Origin of the sequence: Streptomyces sp. NPDC053048 (genome assembly GCF_044547045.1) — a bacterium.
Lineage (GTDB): Bacteria > Actinomycetota > Actinomycetes > Streptomycetales > Streptomycetaceae > Streptomyces.
In genome coordinates this window covers 282,178-299,966 of the sequence record NZ_JBITZS010000001.1, presented here as the reverse complement: position 1 = coordinate 299,966, position 17,789 = coordinate 282,178, and the positions used below count along the sequence as shown (strand labels likewise).

Genomic DNA, 17,789 nt, shown 5'->3' with positions numbered 1-17,789 from the left:
AACAGCGGTTAGGGAGTGGGGCGGGAGCGGGAATGGCCGGGGCATGAACCCCAACACCCCCCTCTCCCCCCGCCCCCTGTACCACCTGTCCGACGTCCGGCACCGCGTCATGACGTCCCGTCAGTTGCGGGAGCACGGCGTCACGGGTTCCGAGGCCGGTGAGCGCTGCCGCCAGGGCGGGCCGTGGCGGCAGCTGCTGCCGGGCGTCTACCTGCTGCACACCGGTCCCGCCACCAGCGAGGAGCGGCTGCACGCGGCCCTGATGTACACCCTTCCGCGCGCCCAGGTGCCCCGCCAGCCGGGGCCCGGCGGCCCGCGCACCCCCGAGCCGGCCCCCTACGGCCAGGCGATGATCACCGGTGCGGCGGCGCTGGCCCTGCACCGCTTCACCTCGGTGCCCTCGCTGCTCTCCCTCGAGCACATCGACGTCCTGGTGCCGCGCACCCGGCGGCTGCGCTCGACGGGGTTCGTGCGCGTGGTCCGGGCACACTCGCTGCCCCGCCCGGTGACGCTCACCGGCCTGCCGGTCGCCCCGGCCGCCCGCGCGGTGGCCGACGCCGTGACCCACCTGACCGACGCGGCAGAGGTGCGCCGGCTGCTGACCGAGGCCGTGCGCGGCGGGCACTGCGAGGCCTCGGCGCTGGTGCGGGAGCTCGGCCGGGCCCGGCTGCTGAACCGGCCGCAGGTGGTGGAGGCGGTCGACGCGCTGCTCGCCGAGAGCCGCTCGGTCGCCGAGGGCCGGCTGTACGACATGGTGCGCGAGCAGGCGCTGCCGGCCCCGCTGTGGAACGTGGAGCTGCGGCTGCCGGGCGGTCCGTGCCTGGGCGGCGTGGACGCGTTCTGGCCCGACCACGGGGTGGCGCTGGAGATCGACACCCGGGGGCCGCGGCAGGAGGGCGACGATCCGGTCTGGTCGGAGCAGTCCCGCAAGCGGGAGTACCTGGAGCGGCTGGGCATCACGGTCGTCCAGGTGACGCCGCGCGGGCTGCGCGACCACGAGGCGCTCGAGGAGCAGGCCGCGATCGTGCGCACCGCCCTGGTGGCGTCCGCCGATCGCGGCCCTGCCGCGTACCTCGTGGTGCTGCCCCGGTAGGGGCGCCGGCGGAGACCGTCAGCGACTGGGGAGCAGCAGCTCGGTGTTGCGGTCGGTGGGCGCGCCGGCGAGGGAGGTGTCCGAGCCGGGGGAGTTGAAGGCCAGCTCGCGGTAGAGGGCGGCGAGCCCGGTCTGGGACAGGTCGTGGAAGTCGGTGCGGTAGGGCGCGGCCGACTCGATGAGGGTGGTGAACAGGGAGATCGTCCCGTCCTTGTTGTCCGTGATCTCGATGATCCGGGCAAGCTGCGGGTAGTCGACGTGCGAGGCGGTGGCGATCTCCCAGAAGGTGCCGCGCGGGCGGATGCGGTTGCGGTGGCTGTGGCCGTTGATCCAGGCCAGCACGTTGTTGTGCTTGCGCAGCAGGGCGAGCACCTCGTCGCCGTTGTGCCGCTTCTCGGCCGGACGGGCGGGGTCCGGCGTCATGTTGTTCATGCTCCAGCTGGGGTGGTGGCTGAAGACGAGCGCGTACTGGTCCCGATGCTCCTTCAGAGTCCTGTCGAGCCAGTCGAGTTGTGAGGTGCCGAGCGAGCCCTGGTAGTGGCCGCCGGGGTCGGTGGAGTCGATGCTGATGCCGATGACGCGGTCGGAGACCCGGAAGGTGTAGTAGAGGTTGCCCGAGTCGAGGTTGGCGCGGGTGTAGCCGTGCCCGACGGGCCCGCGGCCGGTGTACCGGGGGTCGAGGTGGGCGGCCACGTACTGGCGGGCGGTCAGCGGCACCCGGCGGGGGTCGGCGGTGACCGTGCGCATGTCCTTCTTGTGCTTCCTGAGCATCTCCCTTATGCGCTCGCCCTTGGGGTCGACGCCGTTGACCTCGCCCTCGATCAGCCATTTCGCCTCGGCGGGCGGGATGTACTGCAGCTTCTTGTTGCCGACGGCGACCTCGGAGATGAAGGTGCCGGCCGCCGGGTAGCAGCCGCCGGAGAGCCCGTCGTGGTTGCCGAAGGTGGAGTACCAGGGGATGTTCAGGCCGGGGCTGGTGACGCGGCGGGTCGCGGCGGCGAGGTAGCCGTCGATCCGCGGGTAGCCGGCGGCCTTGTCCTGGTCGCGCAGGGCGCTGTCGGGGTGCCAGTAGAGCTTGAGGCCGCTGTTCTGGACGCCCTCGTAGTGGCGGGCGTCGCCGGTGTTGGGGTTGAGCCGGCCGCCGCTGAGGGCGGTGAGGAACCACTCGACCTCGATCTTGGCGTTCTCGTCGCCGTTGTCGCCGGTGGTGACCATGAAGGCGAAGGGGTGGCCGGTGACCGGTCCGCGGCGCAGCTTGTTCACCCGCTCGACCAGCGAGACCACGCCGGGCAGGGTCAGCGCCTCGTGCGGCCGCCAGCCGCCCGAGCCGGCCGAGCGGAAGAACTCGTAGCGCAGCGGATGCTGTACGTCCGTCAGGTGCAGGTCGGTGAACTGGACGAAGCTGGCGAGCGTGGTGCGCCGGTCCTCGCGGCCGGACTGACCCTCGGCCAGGTCGGCCCGGACGACCCTGGGCCAGCCGGGGCCCTCGCCCAGGCGCCGGTAGCCGCTGGTGCCGCGGGGGGCGGCGACGGTGACCAGGGTGGTGCCGGCGCCGGTGGGGGCGGCGGTGCCCGTGGTGGCCGTGGCCTGGGCCTGCGCTCCCGGCGTGGGAGCGGGGGTGGGGTCGCCGGGCGTGGCGGCGGCCGGTCCTGCGTCCATGCCCACGGCCAGGCCCAGACCGGTGGCCGTGGTGACGGCTCCCGCCGCGGCCAGGAAGGAACGGCGGTCGAGCTGCGAGTCTGCGGTTCTGCGGGATCTGCGGTGCATGGCGGTCTCCCCGAGTGCGAACGCGAAGGCTGGCGGACGTGCGGGCGGGCTTCCGGCCCGGTCAGTGAGGATCGTTGGCAGCGCGAATGACCTGGGCGTGAACATGACCGCAACGGTCGCCGCCGATCACCTCACATGGATCTTGGCTACTGCGAACTGACATACACCACTCGTCCCCTGGAGTGCTGACGCTCACTCAGCGTTCACCCTCGAGGGGAACCCTCGCGCCGCTCACCAGGCAGTGCTTTAGTCCGTTTGTCGTACAGCAGCTGAGCTGCGGGAACGCCTCTGACCGCTTCACGGCCTCCGTCCCGCTTCATCCCGCGTGGCGTGTGGCGGGTTTACGCCATCCTTATGTTCCTGCCCTGACAACTCTCCCCAAACCGCCGCCACTTCCATCAAAGTGATCCGTCATCGGCCTCCGCTTTCCGGACGCCCATGCCGTGGTGCCCAGCGCTGTGCACTTTCTGTTTCCCCTTTTGTTTCTTCTTCATCACTTCAGTCAGGGATACCCATGACCACCACCCCCGACCCCCGGAACGCGCCGCCGGGCGCGAGACGCGCCGCCCGAATAGCCGTCGCCGCCTCGCTCGTGGCCGCCCTCACCGCGACGGGCGCCGCCCCCGCGCTCGCCGACGACCCGGCACCGCGGCCCGGACCGGCCAAGTCGGCCTCGGACAAGCTCGGTTCGCAGGACGCGGACCTGCTGGCCAAGGCCAAGGCCGACGGTGAGAAGACCGTCACCATGATGATCGCCACGCAGCCCGGCAAGGCCGGACAGGTCGCCGGCACGCTGGACGCGATCAAGGGCGCCTCGGTGGGCCAGGCCTACGACAAGCTCGGCTACGTCCGCGTCACCGTCCCGACCGACCGGGCCGACGCCGCCATCGACGAGGCGAAGAAGCTCGACGCCGTGCACGGCATCGACCTCAAGCAGGAGATCCGGCTCCCGGACCCCACCCCGCGCGCCGACACGGCGCAGGGCGCGCCGAAGCTCGCCAAGGACCGGACGTACCCGGCCCCCGGCAAGAACACCCCGGCGAAGAACCCCTACCAGCCGGCCTTCGAGACCGGCGCCGTCGAGTTCACCGAGGACCACCCCAAGGCCGACGGCCGCGGCGTGACCATCGGCATCCTGGACTCCGGCATCGACCTCGAGCACCCCGCGCTGCAGAAGACCACCACGGGCGAGCGCAAGATCGTCGACTGGGTGACCGCGACCGACCCGCTGGTGGACGAGGACGGCACCTGGCTGCCGATGACCTCCGACGTCTCCGGGCCCGGCTTCTCGTTCAACGGCCGCACCTACACCGCCCCGGCCTCCGGCTCCTACCAGGTCGCCCTCTTCCGCGAGAGCGAGACCACCGGCGGCGACATGAAGGGCGACCTCAACCGGGACGGCGACACCACCGACTCCTGGGCCGTCCTCTACGACCGGGCCAAGGGCACCGTCCGCGTCGACCTCGACGACGACGGGAACTTCGGCAACGACACCGACATGAAGCCGTACAAGGACGGCTTCCAGGTCGGCTACTTCGGCAAGGACGACCCCGGCACCCCGATCGCCGAGCGCATCCCCTTCGTCGTGCAGATCCGCAAGGACGTGCCGATGGACCCCAAGGGCGGCGACTGGGCCGGCAAGAAGGCCGACTTCGTCAACATCGGCGTCATCGAGTCCGAGCACGGCACCCACGTCGCGGGCATCACCGCGGCCAACGGCCTGTTCGGCGGGAAGATGAACGGCGCGGCGCCCGGCGCCAAGCTGGTCTCCTCCCGGGCCTGCACCTGGACCGGCGGCTGCACCAACGTGGCGCTCACCGAGGGCATGATCGACCTCGTGGTCAACCGCGGCGTCGACATCGTCAACATGTCGATCGGCGGCCTGCCCGCGCTCAACGACGGCAACAACGCCCGCTCCGAGCTCTACACCCGCCTCATCGACACCTACGGCGTCCAGCTGGTGATCTCCGCCGGCAACAGCGGCCCCGGCCTGAACACCATCGGCGACCCGGCCCTGTCCGACAAGGTCATCAGCGTCGGCGCGTCCGTCTCCAAGGAGACCTGGGCCGCCAACTACGGCTCCGAGGTGAAGACCAAGTACGCGATGATGCCCTTCTCCTCCCGCGGCCCGCGCGAGGACGGCGGCTTCACCCCGACGATCACCGCCCCGGGCGCGTCCGTCAACACCACCCCGACCTGGGAGCCCGGCGCGCCCGTCAAGGAGGCCGGCTACGACCTCCCGCCCGGCTACGGCATGCTCCAGGGCACCTCGATGGCCTCCCCGCAGGCCACGGGCGCGATGGCGCTGCTGATCTCGGCCGCCAAGCAGAAGAACATGAAGCTCGCCCCGGCCGACCTGCGCACGGCGCTCACCAGCACCGCCAAGAAGATCAAGGGCTTCCAGGCGTACGAGCAGGGCTCCGGCCTGATCGACATCGTCGAGGCGTGGGAGTCCCTGCGCGACGGCGCCACCGCCCACGAGTACGCGGTCAAGGCCCCCGTGGCGACCGCCCTGTCCGGCCGGCTCAAGACGCCCGGCTTCGGCACCGGCCTCTACGACCGCGAGGGCGGCCTGAAGGCCGGCGAGACCCGGACGTACGACGTCGTGATCACCCGCACCTCCGGCCCGGACAAGCCGGTGCGGCACGAGCTGGAGTGGGTCAACAACGACGGCACCTTCAAGCTCGCCGGTGACGACGAGGTGAAGCTGCCGCTGAACCAGCCCGTGACCGTCAAGGTCAAGGCCAAGGCGAAGACCGCCGGCATCCACAGCGCGATCCTGGCCGTCGACGACGAGCGCACCGAGGGCACCGACAAGCAGATCATGACGACCGTGATCGCCGCCGAGCCGCTGACCGCGAACGTGTTCAAGACGTCGGGCAAGGCCACGCGCAACGCCCACACGTCGTACTTCGTGACCGTGCCCAAGGGCACCACGTCGCTGGACGTCGCGATGGGCGGCCTGGCCGAGGGCAGCCAGACCCGGTTCATCGCCATCAGCCCCTACGGCGTTCCGGCGGACAAGACCTCCACGGTCAACTGCTACCCGAACTACCCCAACCCGGACAACACCTGCCGCCCGGACCTGCGCACCTACAAGAACCCGGTCCCCGGCGTCTGGGAGATCGAGGTCGAGTCGCGCCGCACGTCCCCGCTGCTGGAGAACCCCTACACGCTGACGGTCACGGCGAAGCCGTAATCGCCGGTGGGACGGGCGGGGCGGTGCGGGCGGAAGCGCCCGCACCGCCCCGCGTCCCGTCCCCGTCCGTCCCCCGTCGTCACTCGCCCGCCTCCCATCCGTCCCCCGTCCGCCCCTCGTCCGTCCTTCGGACAATCGATTGGACTTTTGGGCACCGCAGGACCCCATGATGGGAGCTGTTCAGCCGCGCAGTACGTGAGTAGGGAGTCCTCGTGAGGGTCGGAATCGTCGGAGCCACCGGTCAGGTCGGCGGGGTCATGCGCAAGATCCTCGCCGAGCGGGACTTCCCCGTCAGCGAGCTGCGCCTGTTCGCGTCGGCGCGTTCCGCCGGGTCCACGCTGTCCTGGAAGGACGCGGAGATCACCGTCGAGGACGCGGCCACGGCCGACTGGTCGGGCCTGGACATCGTGCTCTTCTCCGCCGGCGGGGCCACCTCCCGGGCCCTGGCCGAGAAGGTCGCCGCGCAGGGCGCCGTCGTGATCGACAACTCCTCCGCCTGGCGCCGTGACCCCGAGGTCCCGCTGGTCGTCTCCGAGGTCAACCCGCACGCGATCGCGAACCGCCCCAAGGGCATCATCGCCAACCCGAACTGCACCACCATGGCCGCGATGCCGGTCCTCAAGCCGCTGCACGCCGAGGCCGGGCTGACCGCCCTGGTCGCCACCACCTACCAGGCCGTCTCCGGCTCCGGGCTGGCCGGCGTCGCCGAGCTGGACGGCCAGCTGCGCAAGGTCGCCGACCGGGCCACCGAGCTCACCCACGACGGCGACGCCGTCGAGTTCCCCGAGCCCGGCGTCTACAAGCGCCCCATCGCCTTCAACGTGCTGCCGCTGGCCGGCGCGATCGTCGAGGACGGCAGCTTCGAGACCGACGAGGAGCAGAAGCTCCGCAACGAGTCCCGCAAGATCCTGGAGATCCCGGACCTCAAGGTCTCCGGCACCTGCGTCCGCGTGCCCGTCTTCTCCGGCCACTCGCTGCAGGTGAACGCCCGCTTCGAGCGTCCGATCGGCGTCGAGCGCGCCTACGAGCTGCTGAAGGACGCGCCCGGCGTCGAGCTGTCCGAGATCCCGACCCCGCTGCAGGCGGCGGGCAAGGACGTCTCCTACGTGGGCCGCATCCGTGTCGACGAGACCGTCGAGCACGGCCTGGCGCTCTTCCTCTCCGGCGACAACCTCCGCAAGGGCGCCGCGCTGAACGCCGTCCAGATCGCCGAGCTGGTCGCCGCCGAGCTGCGCGGCTGACGCTCTCGCACCTCGTTGAAGGGGGCGGGCCCATGGGGTCCGCCCCCTTCCGCATCCGCTGTCGGCGTACGCACCGCCACGCGCGGCGACGCCGTGGAAGGATGGCCGGGAACGTCGTGATTGCGTGATGTTAAGGAGACGCCCAGGTGCCCGGAACGAACCTGACCCGCGCGGAGGCCCAGCAGCGCGCCCGGCTGCTGACCGTGGACGCGTACGAGATCGACCTCGACCTCTCCGGCGCGCAGGAGGGGGGCACCTACCGGTCCGTGACCACCGTGCGCTTCGAGGCGGCCGAGGCGGGCGACTCCTTCATCGACCTGGTGGCCCCGACGGTGCACGAGGTCGTCCTGAACGGGACCGCGCTCGAGCCGGCCGAGGTCTTCCACGACAGCCGCATCGCGCTGTCCGGCCTGGTGGCCGGGCGCAACGAGCTGAAGGTCGTCGCGGACTGCGCGTACACCAACACCGGTGAGGGTCTGCACCGCTTCGTCGACCCTGTCGACCAGCAGGCCTATCTCTACACGCAGTTCGAGGTGCCCGACGCCCGCCGGGTGTTCGCCTCCTTCGAGCAGCCGGACCTGAAGGCAACGTTCCAGTTCACCGTGAAGGCCCCCGAGGGCTGGACGGTGATCTCCAACTCGCCCACGCCCGAGCGCCCGGCCGACAACGTATGGCGCTTCGAGCCCACGCCCCGCATCTCCACGTACATCACCGCGCTGATCGCCGGCCCCTACCACTCGGTGCACAGCTCGTACGAGAAGGACGGGCAGGTCGTCCCGCTGGGCATCTACTGCCGGCCCTCGCTCGCCGAGTTCCTCGACGCCGACGCGATCTTCGAGGTCACCCGGCAGGGCTTCGACTGGTTCCAGGAGAAGTTCGACTACGCCTACCCCTTCGCCAAGTACGACCAGCTCTTCGTGCCGGAGTTCAACGCGGGCGCCATGGAGAACGCGGGCGCGGTCACCATCCGCGACCAGTACGTCTTCCGCTCGAAGGTGACGGACGCCGCGTACGAGGTGCGCGCGGAGACCATCCTGCACGAGCTGGCGCACATGTGGTTCGGCGACCTGGTCACGATGGAGTGGTGGAACGACCTGTGGCTGAACGAGTCGTTCGCCACCTACACCTCCATCGCCTGCCAGGCCTACGCGCCGGGCAGCAAGTGGCCGCACTCGTGGACGACGTTCGCCAACTCCATGAAGACCTGGGCGTACCGGCAGGACCAGCTGCCGTCCACCCACCCGATCATGGCCGAGATCCGCGACCTGGACGATGTGCTCGTCAACTTCGACGGCATCACCTACGCCAAGGGCGCGTCCGTCCTCAAGCAGCTCGTCGCCTACGTCGGCATGGACGCCTTCTTCACGGGCGTGCAGGCCTACTTCAAGACGCACGCCTTCGGCAACACCCGCCTGTCCGACCTGCTGGGCGCGCTGGAGAAGACCTCCGGCCGCGACCTGAAGGCCTGGTCGAAGGCGTGGCTGGAGACGGCCGGCATCAACATCCTGCGTCCCGAGATCACCACGGACGCCGACGGCGTCGTCACCGCCTTCGCGGTCCGCCAGGAGGCCCCCGCGCTGCCCGCCGGAGCCAAGGGCGAGCCGACCCTGCGCCCGCACCGCATCGCGATCGGCCTGTACGAGCTGAAGGACGGCAGGCTCGTCCGCGAGGACCGCATCGAGCTGGACGTCGACGGCGCGCGGACCGAGGTCCCGCAGCTGGTCGGCAGGGCCCGTCCGGCCGTCGTGCTGCTCAACGACGACGACCTGTCGTACGCCAAGGTCCGCCTGGACTCCGAGTCCCTGGCCACGGTCACCCAGCACCTGGGCGACTTCGAGCAGTCCCTGCCCCGCGCCCTGTCCTGGGCCTCCGCCTGGGACATGACCCGCGACGGCGAGCTGGCCACCCGCGACTACCTCGACCTGGTCCTGTCCGGCGTCGCCAAGGAGTCCGACATCGGCGTGGTGCAGTCGCTGCAGCGCCAGGTGAAGACCGCCCTCGAGCTGTACGCGGCGCCGACCTGGCGCGAGACGGGCCTGGCGAAGTGGACCGAGGCCACCCTGGAGCACCTGCGCGCCGCCCAGCCGGGCAGCGACCACCAGCTGGCGTGGGCGCGGGCCTTCGCCGCCACCGCCCGCACCGACGAACAGCTGGGCCTGCTCGCCGGGCTGCTGGACGGCAGCGAGACGATCGAGGGCCTGGCCGTCGACACCGAGCTGCGCTGGGACCTGCTCGGCCGGCTGGCCGCGACGGGCCGGGCGGACGGGAGCGCCATCGCCGCCGAGCTCGAGCGCGACAGGACCTCGGCGGGCGAGGAGCACGCCGCCTGGGCACGGGCCGCCCGCCCCACCGCCGAGGCGAAGGCCGAGGCCTGGGCCTCGGTCATCGACTCGGACAAGCTGCCCAACGCGGTGCAGGAGTCGGTCATCGGCGGCTTCCAGCAGGCCGACCAGCGCGAGCTGCTCGCTCCCTACGCGGAGAAGTACTTCGAGGTGGTCAAGCACGTCTGGGAGAACCGCAGCCACGAGATCGCCCAGCAGATCGCGATCGGCCTCTACCCGGCGCTGCAGGTCTCCCAGGCCACCCTGGACGCCACGGACGCCTGGCTGGCCTCGGCCGAGCCGAACGCGGCGCTGCGGCGGCTGGTGACCGAGTCCCGCGCCGGGGTCGAGCGTGCGCTGAAGGCGCAGGCCGCCGACGCGGCCGCCGCCGTCTGACGTCCGGCCCGGCAGGCCTGACGTCCGGCCTCAGGCCTGCCGGGCCGCCTTCCGTGCCAGGAGGGCGGCCCGGCGCTCGTCGAATCGTTTCGCCTGATCGTCCAGGCCGCCCATGAACAGGCCCAGCTCCTCCTGGGCGCGCAGGCCCTCCGGGCCCAGGCCCGTGATCTCGAGGACCTTCAGGAAGCGCAGCACCGGCTGGAGCACGTCGTCGTGGTGGATGCGCAGGTTGTAGATGCCGCCGATGGCGATCTGCGCGGCGGCGCGCTCGAAGCCGGGGATGCCGTGGCCCGGCATCCGGAAGCCGGTGACCACGTCCCGCACCGCGCACATGGTCTGGTCGGGCGCCAGCTCGAAGGCCCTGCCGAGCAGGTTGCGGTAGAAGACCATGTGCAGGTTCTCGTCGGTGGCGATGCGCGCGAGCATGCGGTCGCAGACGGGGTCGCCCGAGTGGTGGCCGGTGTTGCGGTGCGAGATGCGGGTGGCCAGTTCCTGGAAGGCGACGTAGGCGACCGAGTGCAGCATGCTGTGGCGGTTGTCGGACTCGAAGCCCTCGCTCATGTGCCGCATGCGGAAACGTTCCAGCTCGACCGGGTCGACGGCCCGTGAGGTGAGCAGGTAGTCGCGCATCACGATGCCGTGCCGGCCCTCCTCGGCCGTCCACCGGTGCACCCAGGTGCCCCAGGCGCCGTCGCGGCCGAAGAGCGTGGCGATCTCGTGGTGGTAGCTGGGGAGGTTGTCCTCGGTCAGCAGGTTGACCACGAGGGCGATCCGCCCGATCTCGGAGACCTTGGACTGCTCGGGGGCCCAGGCCTCGCCGCCCATGACGCCGTCGAAGTCACGGCCCTCGCTCCAGGGCACGTACTCGTGGGGCATCCATTCCCTGGCCACCTTCAGGTGGCGGTTGAGCTCGGTCTCGACGGCTTCCTCGAGTGCGTACAGCAGCCTGGCGTCGCTCCACTGACCACGGCGGAGGGAGGGGGCTATGGTCACGGACGGCTCCTGCGCAGGGGGATTTCTTACGGCACTTACGGCCCCGTAGGTTACGACACCGTAAGTTAAAGACGACGTAAAGTCTGATCGTTCATCCCGCCCCTGAGCAGCAAAAAGCCGGTCCCGGCTCCGCTTGTGTGCAGAGCCGGGACCGGCTGGAAGTGTGTGTCGGGCTGAAAGGCCTCAGCGCGAGGGGCGCGGGTGGTGGGTCTGGGCGGCGTGCGTACGGGGGTTGTCCGAACCCCGGGCCAGCACCATCGTCAGGGCGGCGATGACCACGAACAGCACGATCGGCGCGGCCACGTAGAGGCCGAGCGTGTTGATCACGCTCAGGCCCGGACCCGGGTCGTCACCGTCGTCGCGGGTGAGCGCGAACGCGGGGGACGACATCAGCAGCATCAGCAGCGTGCCCGCGGAGATGGCACCGGCGCGCACGGCGTTCTTGTTGACCTTATTGCTCACGGCCTCAACGTATCGGACAGCCGCCGGGCCCGCGCGCCCGGGGTGGCCTATCGGCGTCCGGCGGCCCCGGCCCCGTGCTTGCGGAGGTCCTCCATCAGCGCGTGCAGCCGGGGCGAGGCCGCCAGCTCCTCCAGCGACAGCGGTCGCCCGGCGGCGTCGGCGAGCGGCAGCCGCCAGTTCGGGTACTGGTCCCAGGTGCCCGGCAGGTTCTGCGGCCGCCGGTCCCCGACGGCGTCGGGCAGCCACACGCCGACCAGCCGGGCGGGGGTGCGCAGCAGGAAGCGGTGGACGGCCTTGACGGCCGCCTCCTCGTCGCCGGGCCCCTCCGGCAGCAGCCCCAGCCGGCCGAACAGGGCCAGCCACTCCGCCAGGCCCGTGGCGTCCTCCCGCTGCTCGACGGCCAGCGGCCGGGTCAGCAGCCCCAGCCGGTGCCGCAGCTCCACATGGTCGCCGGTGAGCCGGGCCGCGGTGCTCGGCAGGTCGTGGGTGGTGGCCGTGGCCACGCAGCCGGACCGCCACCGCTCGGGCTCCAGCGGCGCGGGCCGCGCGCCCCCGGCTCCTCCGTTTTCGTAATCCCGCTCGAACCACAGCACCGAGGTGCCCAGCACCCCGTGCTCGGCGAGCGTCTCGCGCACCCCCGGTTCGACCGTGCCCAGGTCCTCGCCTATGACAGCGGTGCCCGCGCGGTGCGCCTCCAGCGCGAGGACGCCCAGCATGGCCTCGGCGTCGTAGCGGACGTAGGCGCCGCGCCGCGGCTCGTAGCCCTGCGGTACCCACCACAGCCGGAACAGCCCCATCACATGGTCGATCCGCAGCGCTCCCGCGTGCCGCAGCAGGCCCCGCAGCAGCTCACGGTAGGGGGCGTAGCCGGTGGCGGCCAGGGCGTCGGGGCGCCAGGGCGGCAGCCCCCAGTCCTGGCCACGGGAGTTGAAGGCGTCGGGAGGCGCGCCGATGGACATGCCGGCGGCGAGGGCGTCCTGCTGCGCCCAGGCGTCGGCGCCCGCGGGGTGGACGCCGACGGCCAGGTCGTGGACGAGGCCGACGCGCATGCCGGCCTCGCGGGCGGCCCGCTGGGCGGCGGCCAGCTGCCCGTCGGTGAGCCAGGCGAGCCAGCAGTGGAAGTCGACGCGGTCCAGCAGCTCGCCGCGGGCGCGGGCGGTACGGGCCGAGCGCGGGTCGCGCAGGCCGGCGGGCCAGGTGTGCCAGTCGGGGCCGTGCGTCTCGGCCAGCGCGCACCAGGTGGAGTGGTCGTCGAGGGCCTGGCCCTGCTCGGCGAGGAAGTCGCAGTAGGCGGCGCGCCGGCCGGGGCCCAGCGGCACGGTCCGCAGCAGTTCCAGGGCGCGGCGCTTGAGGGCCCACACGGCGTCCCGGTCGATCAGTGCCGAGCGGCGCAGCACGCCCTCGCGCAGCCCGGCGGCGCGGGCGAGGAGTGCGTCGGCCTCCTGGCGGGCGGGGCCGGTGAGGTGGGCGAACTCGGGGATCTCCTCGATCCGCAGGTGGACCGGGTCGGGGAAGCGGCGGGAGGAGGGCCGGTAGGGCGAGGGGTCGGTGGGCGGTCCGGGGACGGCCGCGTGCAGGGGGTTGACCTGGACGAAGTCGGAGCCGAAGGCGCGGCCGGCCCAGGCGGCGAGCTCGGCGAGGTCGCCGAGGTCGCCCATGCCCCAGGAGCGGGCCGAGAGCAGGGAGTAGAGCTGGACGAGGAAGCCGTGGCCGCGCGCGGGCGGCGTGGGCAGCCGCTCGGGGGCGACGATCAGGGGCGCGCCGGCGGTGCGGCCGTCGGGGGCCCGGACGCGCAGGACGTGGCCGCCCAGGGGCAGCGGTGCGGTGCCGTCCCAGTCGAGGGAGCGGCCGTCCTCGGTGTCGACCCGCAGCGCCGTCCCCTCCGGCAGCTCCGGCAGATTCCGCTTTCCGCCCCGGCGGAGGACGACGGCAGGGGGCAGCAGGCGGCCGCGCGCGGCCGCCTCGTGGGCCTCGAGGGCGTCGCGGACGGCCCTGGGGGTGGAGGCGTCGACGCCCAGGGCGGCGAGGACGGCGACGACGGTGTCCTCGGAGACCTTGGCGCTGTGGCCGGGCGCGGGCTCGTAGGTGGTGGCGACACCGTGCAGTTCGGCAAGGCGCGCTCGTCCCATCGAACACCTCCGTGGTGGCCCCCGTGCCGGCTCCCTGTGCCCTACCCATGTGCCGCCGCTGCCGACACCTTCCGTTCCCCGATGTCGGTTTGACGCCCCTTCGGGTGGCTTCGGTTTCGGTTCCGTTTCGGCTCGGTTCCACGACGCGCGGGGCATTACCGGCAGTTCGGGCAGCTGCGTTGACACGTCCCGCACCTGGTGATGGGCTCGTCGCTCATCGGGCGTGACACCAGGGGCAAGGAGAAAGCCGTGCGGTTCCCGGGCGACGACCCCTCGTACGCGGACGACCCCTCGCACGCGGACGAGTCGTGCGCGCGGCCCGGCCGTGCCGTCGGCACGGGCCGGCTCGGCCGGCCCGCCCCCGCCGGGGGACGCTCCCGGCGGGCCGGGGTCACGGTGCTGGCGGCCGCACTCCTCGGCGGGCTGCTGGGCAACGCCGGTGACGCCCTGGCCGACCCCCGCCCCGGTGCGGCCGCGGGCGCGGCCGGCGCCGACGCCCCGGAGCGCGAGAGCGCGAACGGCCTGCCGCCGGTGTGGCCGCGGCCGCAGACGGCACGCGCCCAGGGCTCGTACGTCCGAGTGGGTGACGAGGTCACCCTGATGGCCGAGCAGGGCACCGACCCGTACGCCCTCGAGGCGCTGCGCGAGGTGCTGCGCTCGATGGGCGCCCGTACGGTCGTCGACGCCCAGCCCGGCGGCACCCCGCCGCCCGGAGGGCTGATCGTCTACGCGGACGGGCAGGCCGCCGACGACGCGCTGCGGGCGCTGGGCGCGCCCCCCGTCGCCGACCTGCCGCGGGGCGGCTACCGGCTGGCCACCGGGCAGGTCGGCGGCCGGCCGGCGGTGGCGCTGGCGGGCATGGGCACCGACGGGCTCTTCCACGCCGCGCAGACGCTGCGGCAGCTGGCCGTGGAGCGCGAGGGCGGGCGTTCGTTCGCCGGGGCGGTGATCCGCGACTGGCCGGGCACGGCGGTGCGCGGGCTGACCGAGGGCTTCTACGGCAAGCCCTGGTCGCATCCGCAGCGGCTGTCCCAGCTGGACTTCATGGGCCGCAACAAGCTCAACCGTTACCTCTACGCGCCCGGCGACGACCCCTTCCGCCAGGCCCGCTGGCGCGACGCCTACCCCGCCGCGCGGCGCGCGGAGTTCCGGGAGCTGGCCGAGCGGGCCCGCCGCAACCATGTGACGCTCGGGTGGGCCGTCTCCCCCGGTCAGGCGATGTGCTTCTCCTCCGCCGGGGACGTACGGGCGCTCAAGCGCAAGGTCGACGCGATGTGGGCGCTGGGGGTGCGCGCCTTCCAGCTGCAGTTCCAGGACGTCAGCTACAGCGAGTGGCACTGCGACGCGGACGCCGAGAAGTTCGGTTCCGGCCCGAAGGCTGCGGCCGAGGCGCAGGCCAGGGTGGCAGGCGAGCTGGCCCGGCACCTGGCGGCCAAGGGCGACGCGGCGGCGCCGCTGTCGCTGCTGCCCACCGAGTACTACCAGGACGGCCGCACCGCGTTCCGGCGGGCGCTGGCCAAGGCGCTGGACCCGCGCGTGGAGGTGGCCTGGACGGGCGTGGGGGTGGTGCCCAAGACCATCACCGGCGGCGAATTGGCCGACGCCCGCGCGGCCTTCGGCCACCCGCTGGTGACCATGGACAACTACCCGGTCAACGACTTCGCGCAGGACCGTATCTTCCTGGGCCCCTACACCGGCCGGGAGCCCGCCGTGGCCGCCGGTTCGGCCGCGCTGCTGGCCAACGCCTCCGCCCAGCCGACGGCCTCCCGCATCCCGCTGTTCACCACCGCCGACTACGCCTGGAACCCGCGCGCCTACCGTCCGGAGGAGTCGTGGAGGGCCGCCGTCGACGACCTGGCGGGCGGTGCCTCGGCGCAGCCGGCGACCCGCGAGGCGCTGCGGGCGCTGGCCGGCAACGACGCCTCGTCGGTGCTCGGCGGCGAGGAGTCGGCGTACCTGCGGCCGCTGCTGGACGAGTTCTGGGCCGCGCTGTCCGCCTCCGACCGGGGCAGGCTGGAGGCGGCCGCCGGCAAGCTGCGGGCCGCCTTCCGGACGATGGCCGGGGCCCAGGCCACGCTCGCCCCGGCCCTCGGCGGCGAGGTGCGGCCGTGGCTGGAGCAGCTGGCCCGGCACGGCGAGGCGGGCATGCGGGCGGTGGACATGCTCACCGCCCACGCGCGCGGTGACGGCGCCGCCGCCTGGCGGGCCCAGCTGGACGTGCAGCGGCTGCGCGGCCGGATCGGCGCCGGCCGGGTGACCGTGGGCAAGGGCGTCCTGACCCCGTTCCTCGACCAGGCGCTGGCCAGGGCCAACGGCTGGACCGGTGTCGACCGGCCGCTGCGCACGGCGGGCCGGGCCACCGACGGCGACCCGGCCACCGCCGAGCGCCCGAAGCCGGGCGTCCCGCTGTCCGTACGACTGCCCGAGCCGCATCCGCTGACCGTGGTCACCCTGCTGACCGAGCCCGGCAGCGGCTCGGCGGGCACCGTCGAGGCGCACGACCCGGACAAGGGCTGGCAGCCGCTGGGGGCCGTGGCCGCCGACGGCTGGACGCAGCTGCCGGGCAAGGGGCTGCGGGCGGACGCGCTGCGCGTGGTGTGGAGCGGGGACGCGGCGGCGGCCCCGCCGGCGGTGCACGAGTTCACCCCGTGGTTCGCCGACACCCGTACGGCCGTCTTCGAGGTCGCGCGGGGCGAGGCGGACGCGGAGATCGGCGGCCGCCCGGCCGTCGTCGAGGCCCGCGTGATCAACCAGCGCCCGGAGACGGTCCACGAGAAGCTCACCGTCAAGGCCCCCCAGGGCGTCACCGTCAAGGCGCCGGAGACGGTCACCGCCGTGCGCGGCGGCGTGACCACGGCCCGGATCGAGCTCACGGTGCCGGCCGGGCCCGCGCGGGTCTTCACGGTGCCGGTCAGCCTGGCCGGCCAGGAGCGGACCGTGACCGTCCGGGCGTACCCGCCCACCGGCGGGCCGGACCTGGCGCGGAGCGGGCGGGCGACGGCCTCGGGCCAGGAGACGGCCCGTTTCCCGGCCTCCGCGGCGCTCGACGGCGACCCGCGCACCCGCTGGTCCTCGCCGCACGCCGACGACGCCTGGTGGCAGCTGGAGCTGGCCCGCCCGGTCCGGCTGGGCCGCCTGGTGCTGCACTGGCAGGAGGCGCACCCGCGCCGCTACCGGATCCAGGTGTCCCCGGACGGGCGCACCTGGCGGGACGCGGCGGCGGTCGGTGACGGCAAGGGGGGCATGGAGTCGGTGCGCATGGACGCGCCGGACACGCGCTTCGTGCGCGTCCAGGGCGAGAAGCGGGCCACCCGGTTCGGCTACTCGCTGTGGTCGGTGGAGGCGTACGCCGTGCAGGAGCCGGGCAAGGGCGACGCGGGCCGCTAGCGGCCGGCGGCCCCGGGCCGGGCCATCGTCGTGCGGAACGCGTCACACCGCTCCCCGTACGACGATGGCCCGGTCGTCTCAGGCGGAAATGCCGTCGATCCGGGCCATCGCGTCCTCCGCGCCGTAGGCCTCCAGGTACGGCAGCCAGCGCGGATCCCTATGGCCCGTGCCGATGATCCGCCAGGCCAGGCCGGACGGCGGCGCGGGCTGATGCCGCAGCCGCCAGCCGAGCTCGGAGACGTGCCGGTCGGCCTTGACGTGGTTGCAGCGGCGGCAGGCCGCCACCACGTTCTCCCAGGCGTGCTGCCCGCCGCGACTGCGCGGCACGACGTGGTCGACGCTGGTTGCGACGCCACCGCAGTACGCGCAGCGCCCGCCGTCCCTGGCGAAGAGGGCACGGCGGGTGAGCGGGACGGGGCCCCGAAAGGGCACCCGCACGAAGCGCTTGAGCCTGACGACGCTGGGTGCGGGGATGGTGCAGGTCGCGCTGTGCAGATAGGCGCCGGAGTCCTCGAGGCTGATGGCCTTCTCATTGAGGACGAGTATGAGCGCGCGGCGGAGCGGTACGACGCCGAGCGGCTCGTACGACGCGTTGAGGACCAGGACATGCGGCACGGGTGCCTCCTTGTACGCCGGCGGCGCGTGGCTCGCGCCGGGACGATCTCCTGCAAGTGTCCCCTGGCCCCTGGCACAAGCGCCACCATCACCGGGTAACGGGTCTCAGGTGTTTTGGAGCACACCGGGGAGCTCGGCGCGACCCACCACAGTCATCCCCGCGCAAGACCCGTCCCATCTCGAACA

The 17,789-nt window shown here is 72.9% G+C and carries 9 protein-coding genes and 1 pseudogene; 5 read left to right on the top strand and 5 right to left on the bottom strand.

Translation table 11 applies throughout. The features are described 5' to 3' along the window. Positions 1-43: 43 nt before the first annotated feature. Positions 44-1,093 carry a hypothetical protein gene (locus ACIG36_RS01530; RefSeq protein WP_399920099.1) on the top strand — a complete coding sequence of 350 codons (1,050 nt, stop codon included), beginning with the start codon at positions 44-46 and terminating at the stop codon, positions 1,091-1,093. A gap of 18 nt (positions 1,094-1,111) precedes the next feature. Here ACIG36_RS01530 and ACIG36_RS01525 read toward each other — a convergent pair whose 3' ends face one another. Then, entirely contained in the window at positions 1,112-2,860 is a 1,749-nt protein-coding gene (locus tag ACIG36_RS01525; RefSeq protein ID WP_399920096.1) for a TIGR03767 family metallophosphoesterase, read from the bottom strand. Positions 2,861-3,374: 514 nt separating this feature from the next. Between ACIG36_RS01525 and ACIG36_RS01520 the strand changes: the two are divergent. The 3 genes and pseudogenes from ACIG36_RS01520 to pepN all read left to right on the top strand — a co-directional run. Beyond that, positions 3,375-6,044: pseudogene (locus tag ACIG36_RS01520) on the top strand (S8 family serine peptidase); the annotation flags it as partial. A gap of 227 nt (positions 6,045-6,271) precedes the next feature. Beyond that, positions 6,272-7,300: an aspartate-semialdehyde dehydrogenase gene (locus ACIG36_RS01515; RefSeq protein WP_399920093.1), complete on the top strand. Its 1,029-nt coding sequence runs from the start codon at positions 6,272-6,274 to the stop codon at positions 7,298-7,300. Between the two features lie 146 nt (positions 7,301-7,446). Then, positions 7,447-10,017 (top strand): aminopeptidase N, encoded by a 2,571-nt coding sequence (gene pepN, locus ACIG36_RS01510; RefSeq protein WP_399920089.1) that lies wholly within the window; start codon positions 7,447-7,449, stop codon positions 10,015-10,017. A gap of 30 nt (positions 10,018-10,047) precedes the next feature. Here the strand turns inward: pepN and ACIG36_RS01505 are convergent, their stop codons facing one another. From ACIG36_RS01505 to malQ, 3 genes are all read right to left on the bottom strand, one after another. Further along, positions 10,048-11,010 carry an acyl-ACP desaturase gene (locus ACIG36_RS01505; protein ID WP_399920086.1) on the bottom strand — a complete coding sequence of 321 codons (963 nt, stop codon included), beginning with the start codon at positions 11,008-11,010 and terminating at the stop codon, positions 10,048-10,050. 183 nt (positions 11,011-11,193) lie between these two features. After that, entirely contained in the window at positions 11,194-11,472 is a 279-nt protein-coding gene (locus ACIG36_RS01500; protein ID WP_399920083.1) for a hypothetical protein, read from the bottom strand. A 47-nt stretch (positions 11,473-11,519) separates the two neighbouring features. After that, entirely contained in the window at positions 11,520-13,601 is a 2,082-nt protein-coding gene (gene malQ / locus ACIG36_RS01495; protein WP_399920080.1) for a 4-alpha-glucanotransferase, read from the bottom strand. 249 nt (positions 13,602-13,850) lie between these two features. On the opposite strand from malQ, the gene ACIG36_RS01490 reads away from it, so the two are divergent. Further along, the gene (locus ACIG36_RS01490) at positions 13,851-16,988 is read left to right on the top strand and encodes a beta-N-acetylglucosaminidase domain-containing protein (protein WP_399920077.1); all 3,138 of its coding nucleotides are present in this window, start codon (positions 13,851-13,853) and stop codon (positions 16,986-16,988) included. Between the two features lie 78 nt (positions 16,989-17,066). On the opposite strand, the gene ACIG36_RS01485 is transcribed toward ACIG36_RS01490, so the two are convergent. Continuing rightward, entirely contained in the window at positions 17,067-17,603 is a 537-nt protein-coding gene (locus tag ACIG36_RS01485; protein ID WP_399920074.1) for an HNH endonuclease, read from the bottom strand. Between the last annotated feature and the right edge of the window lie 186 nt (positions 17,604-17,789).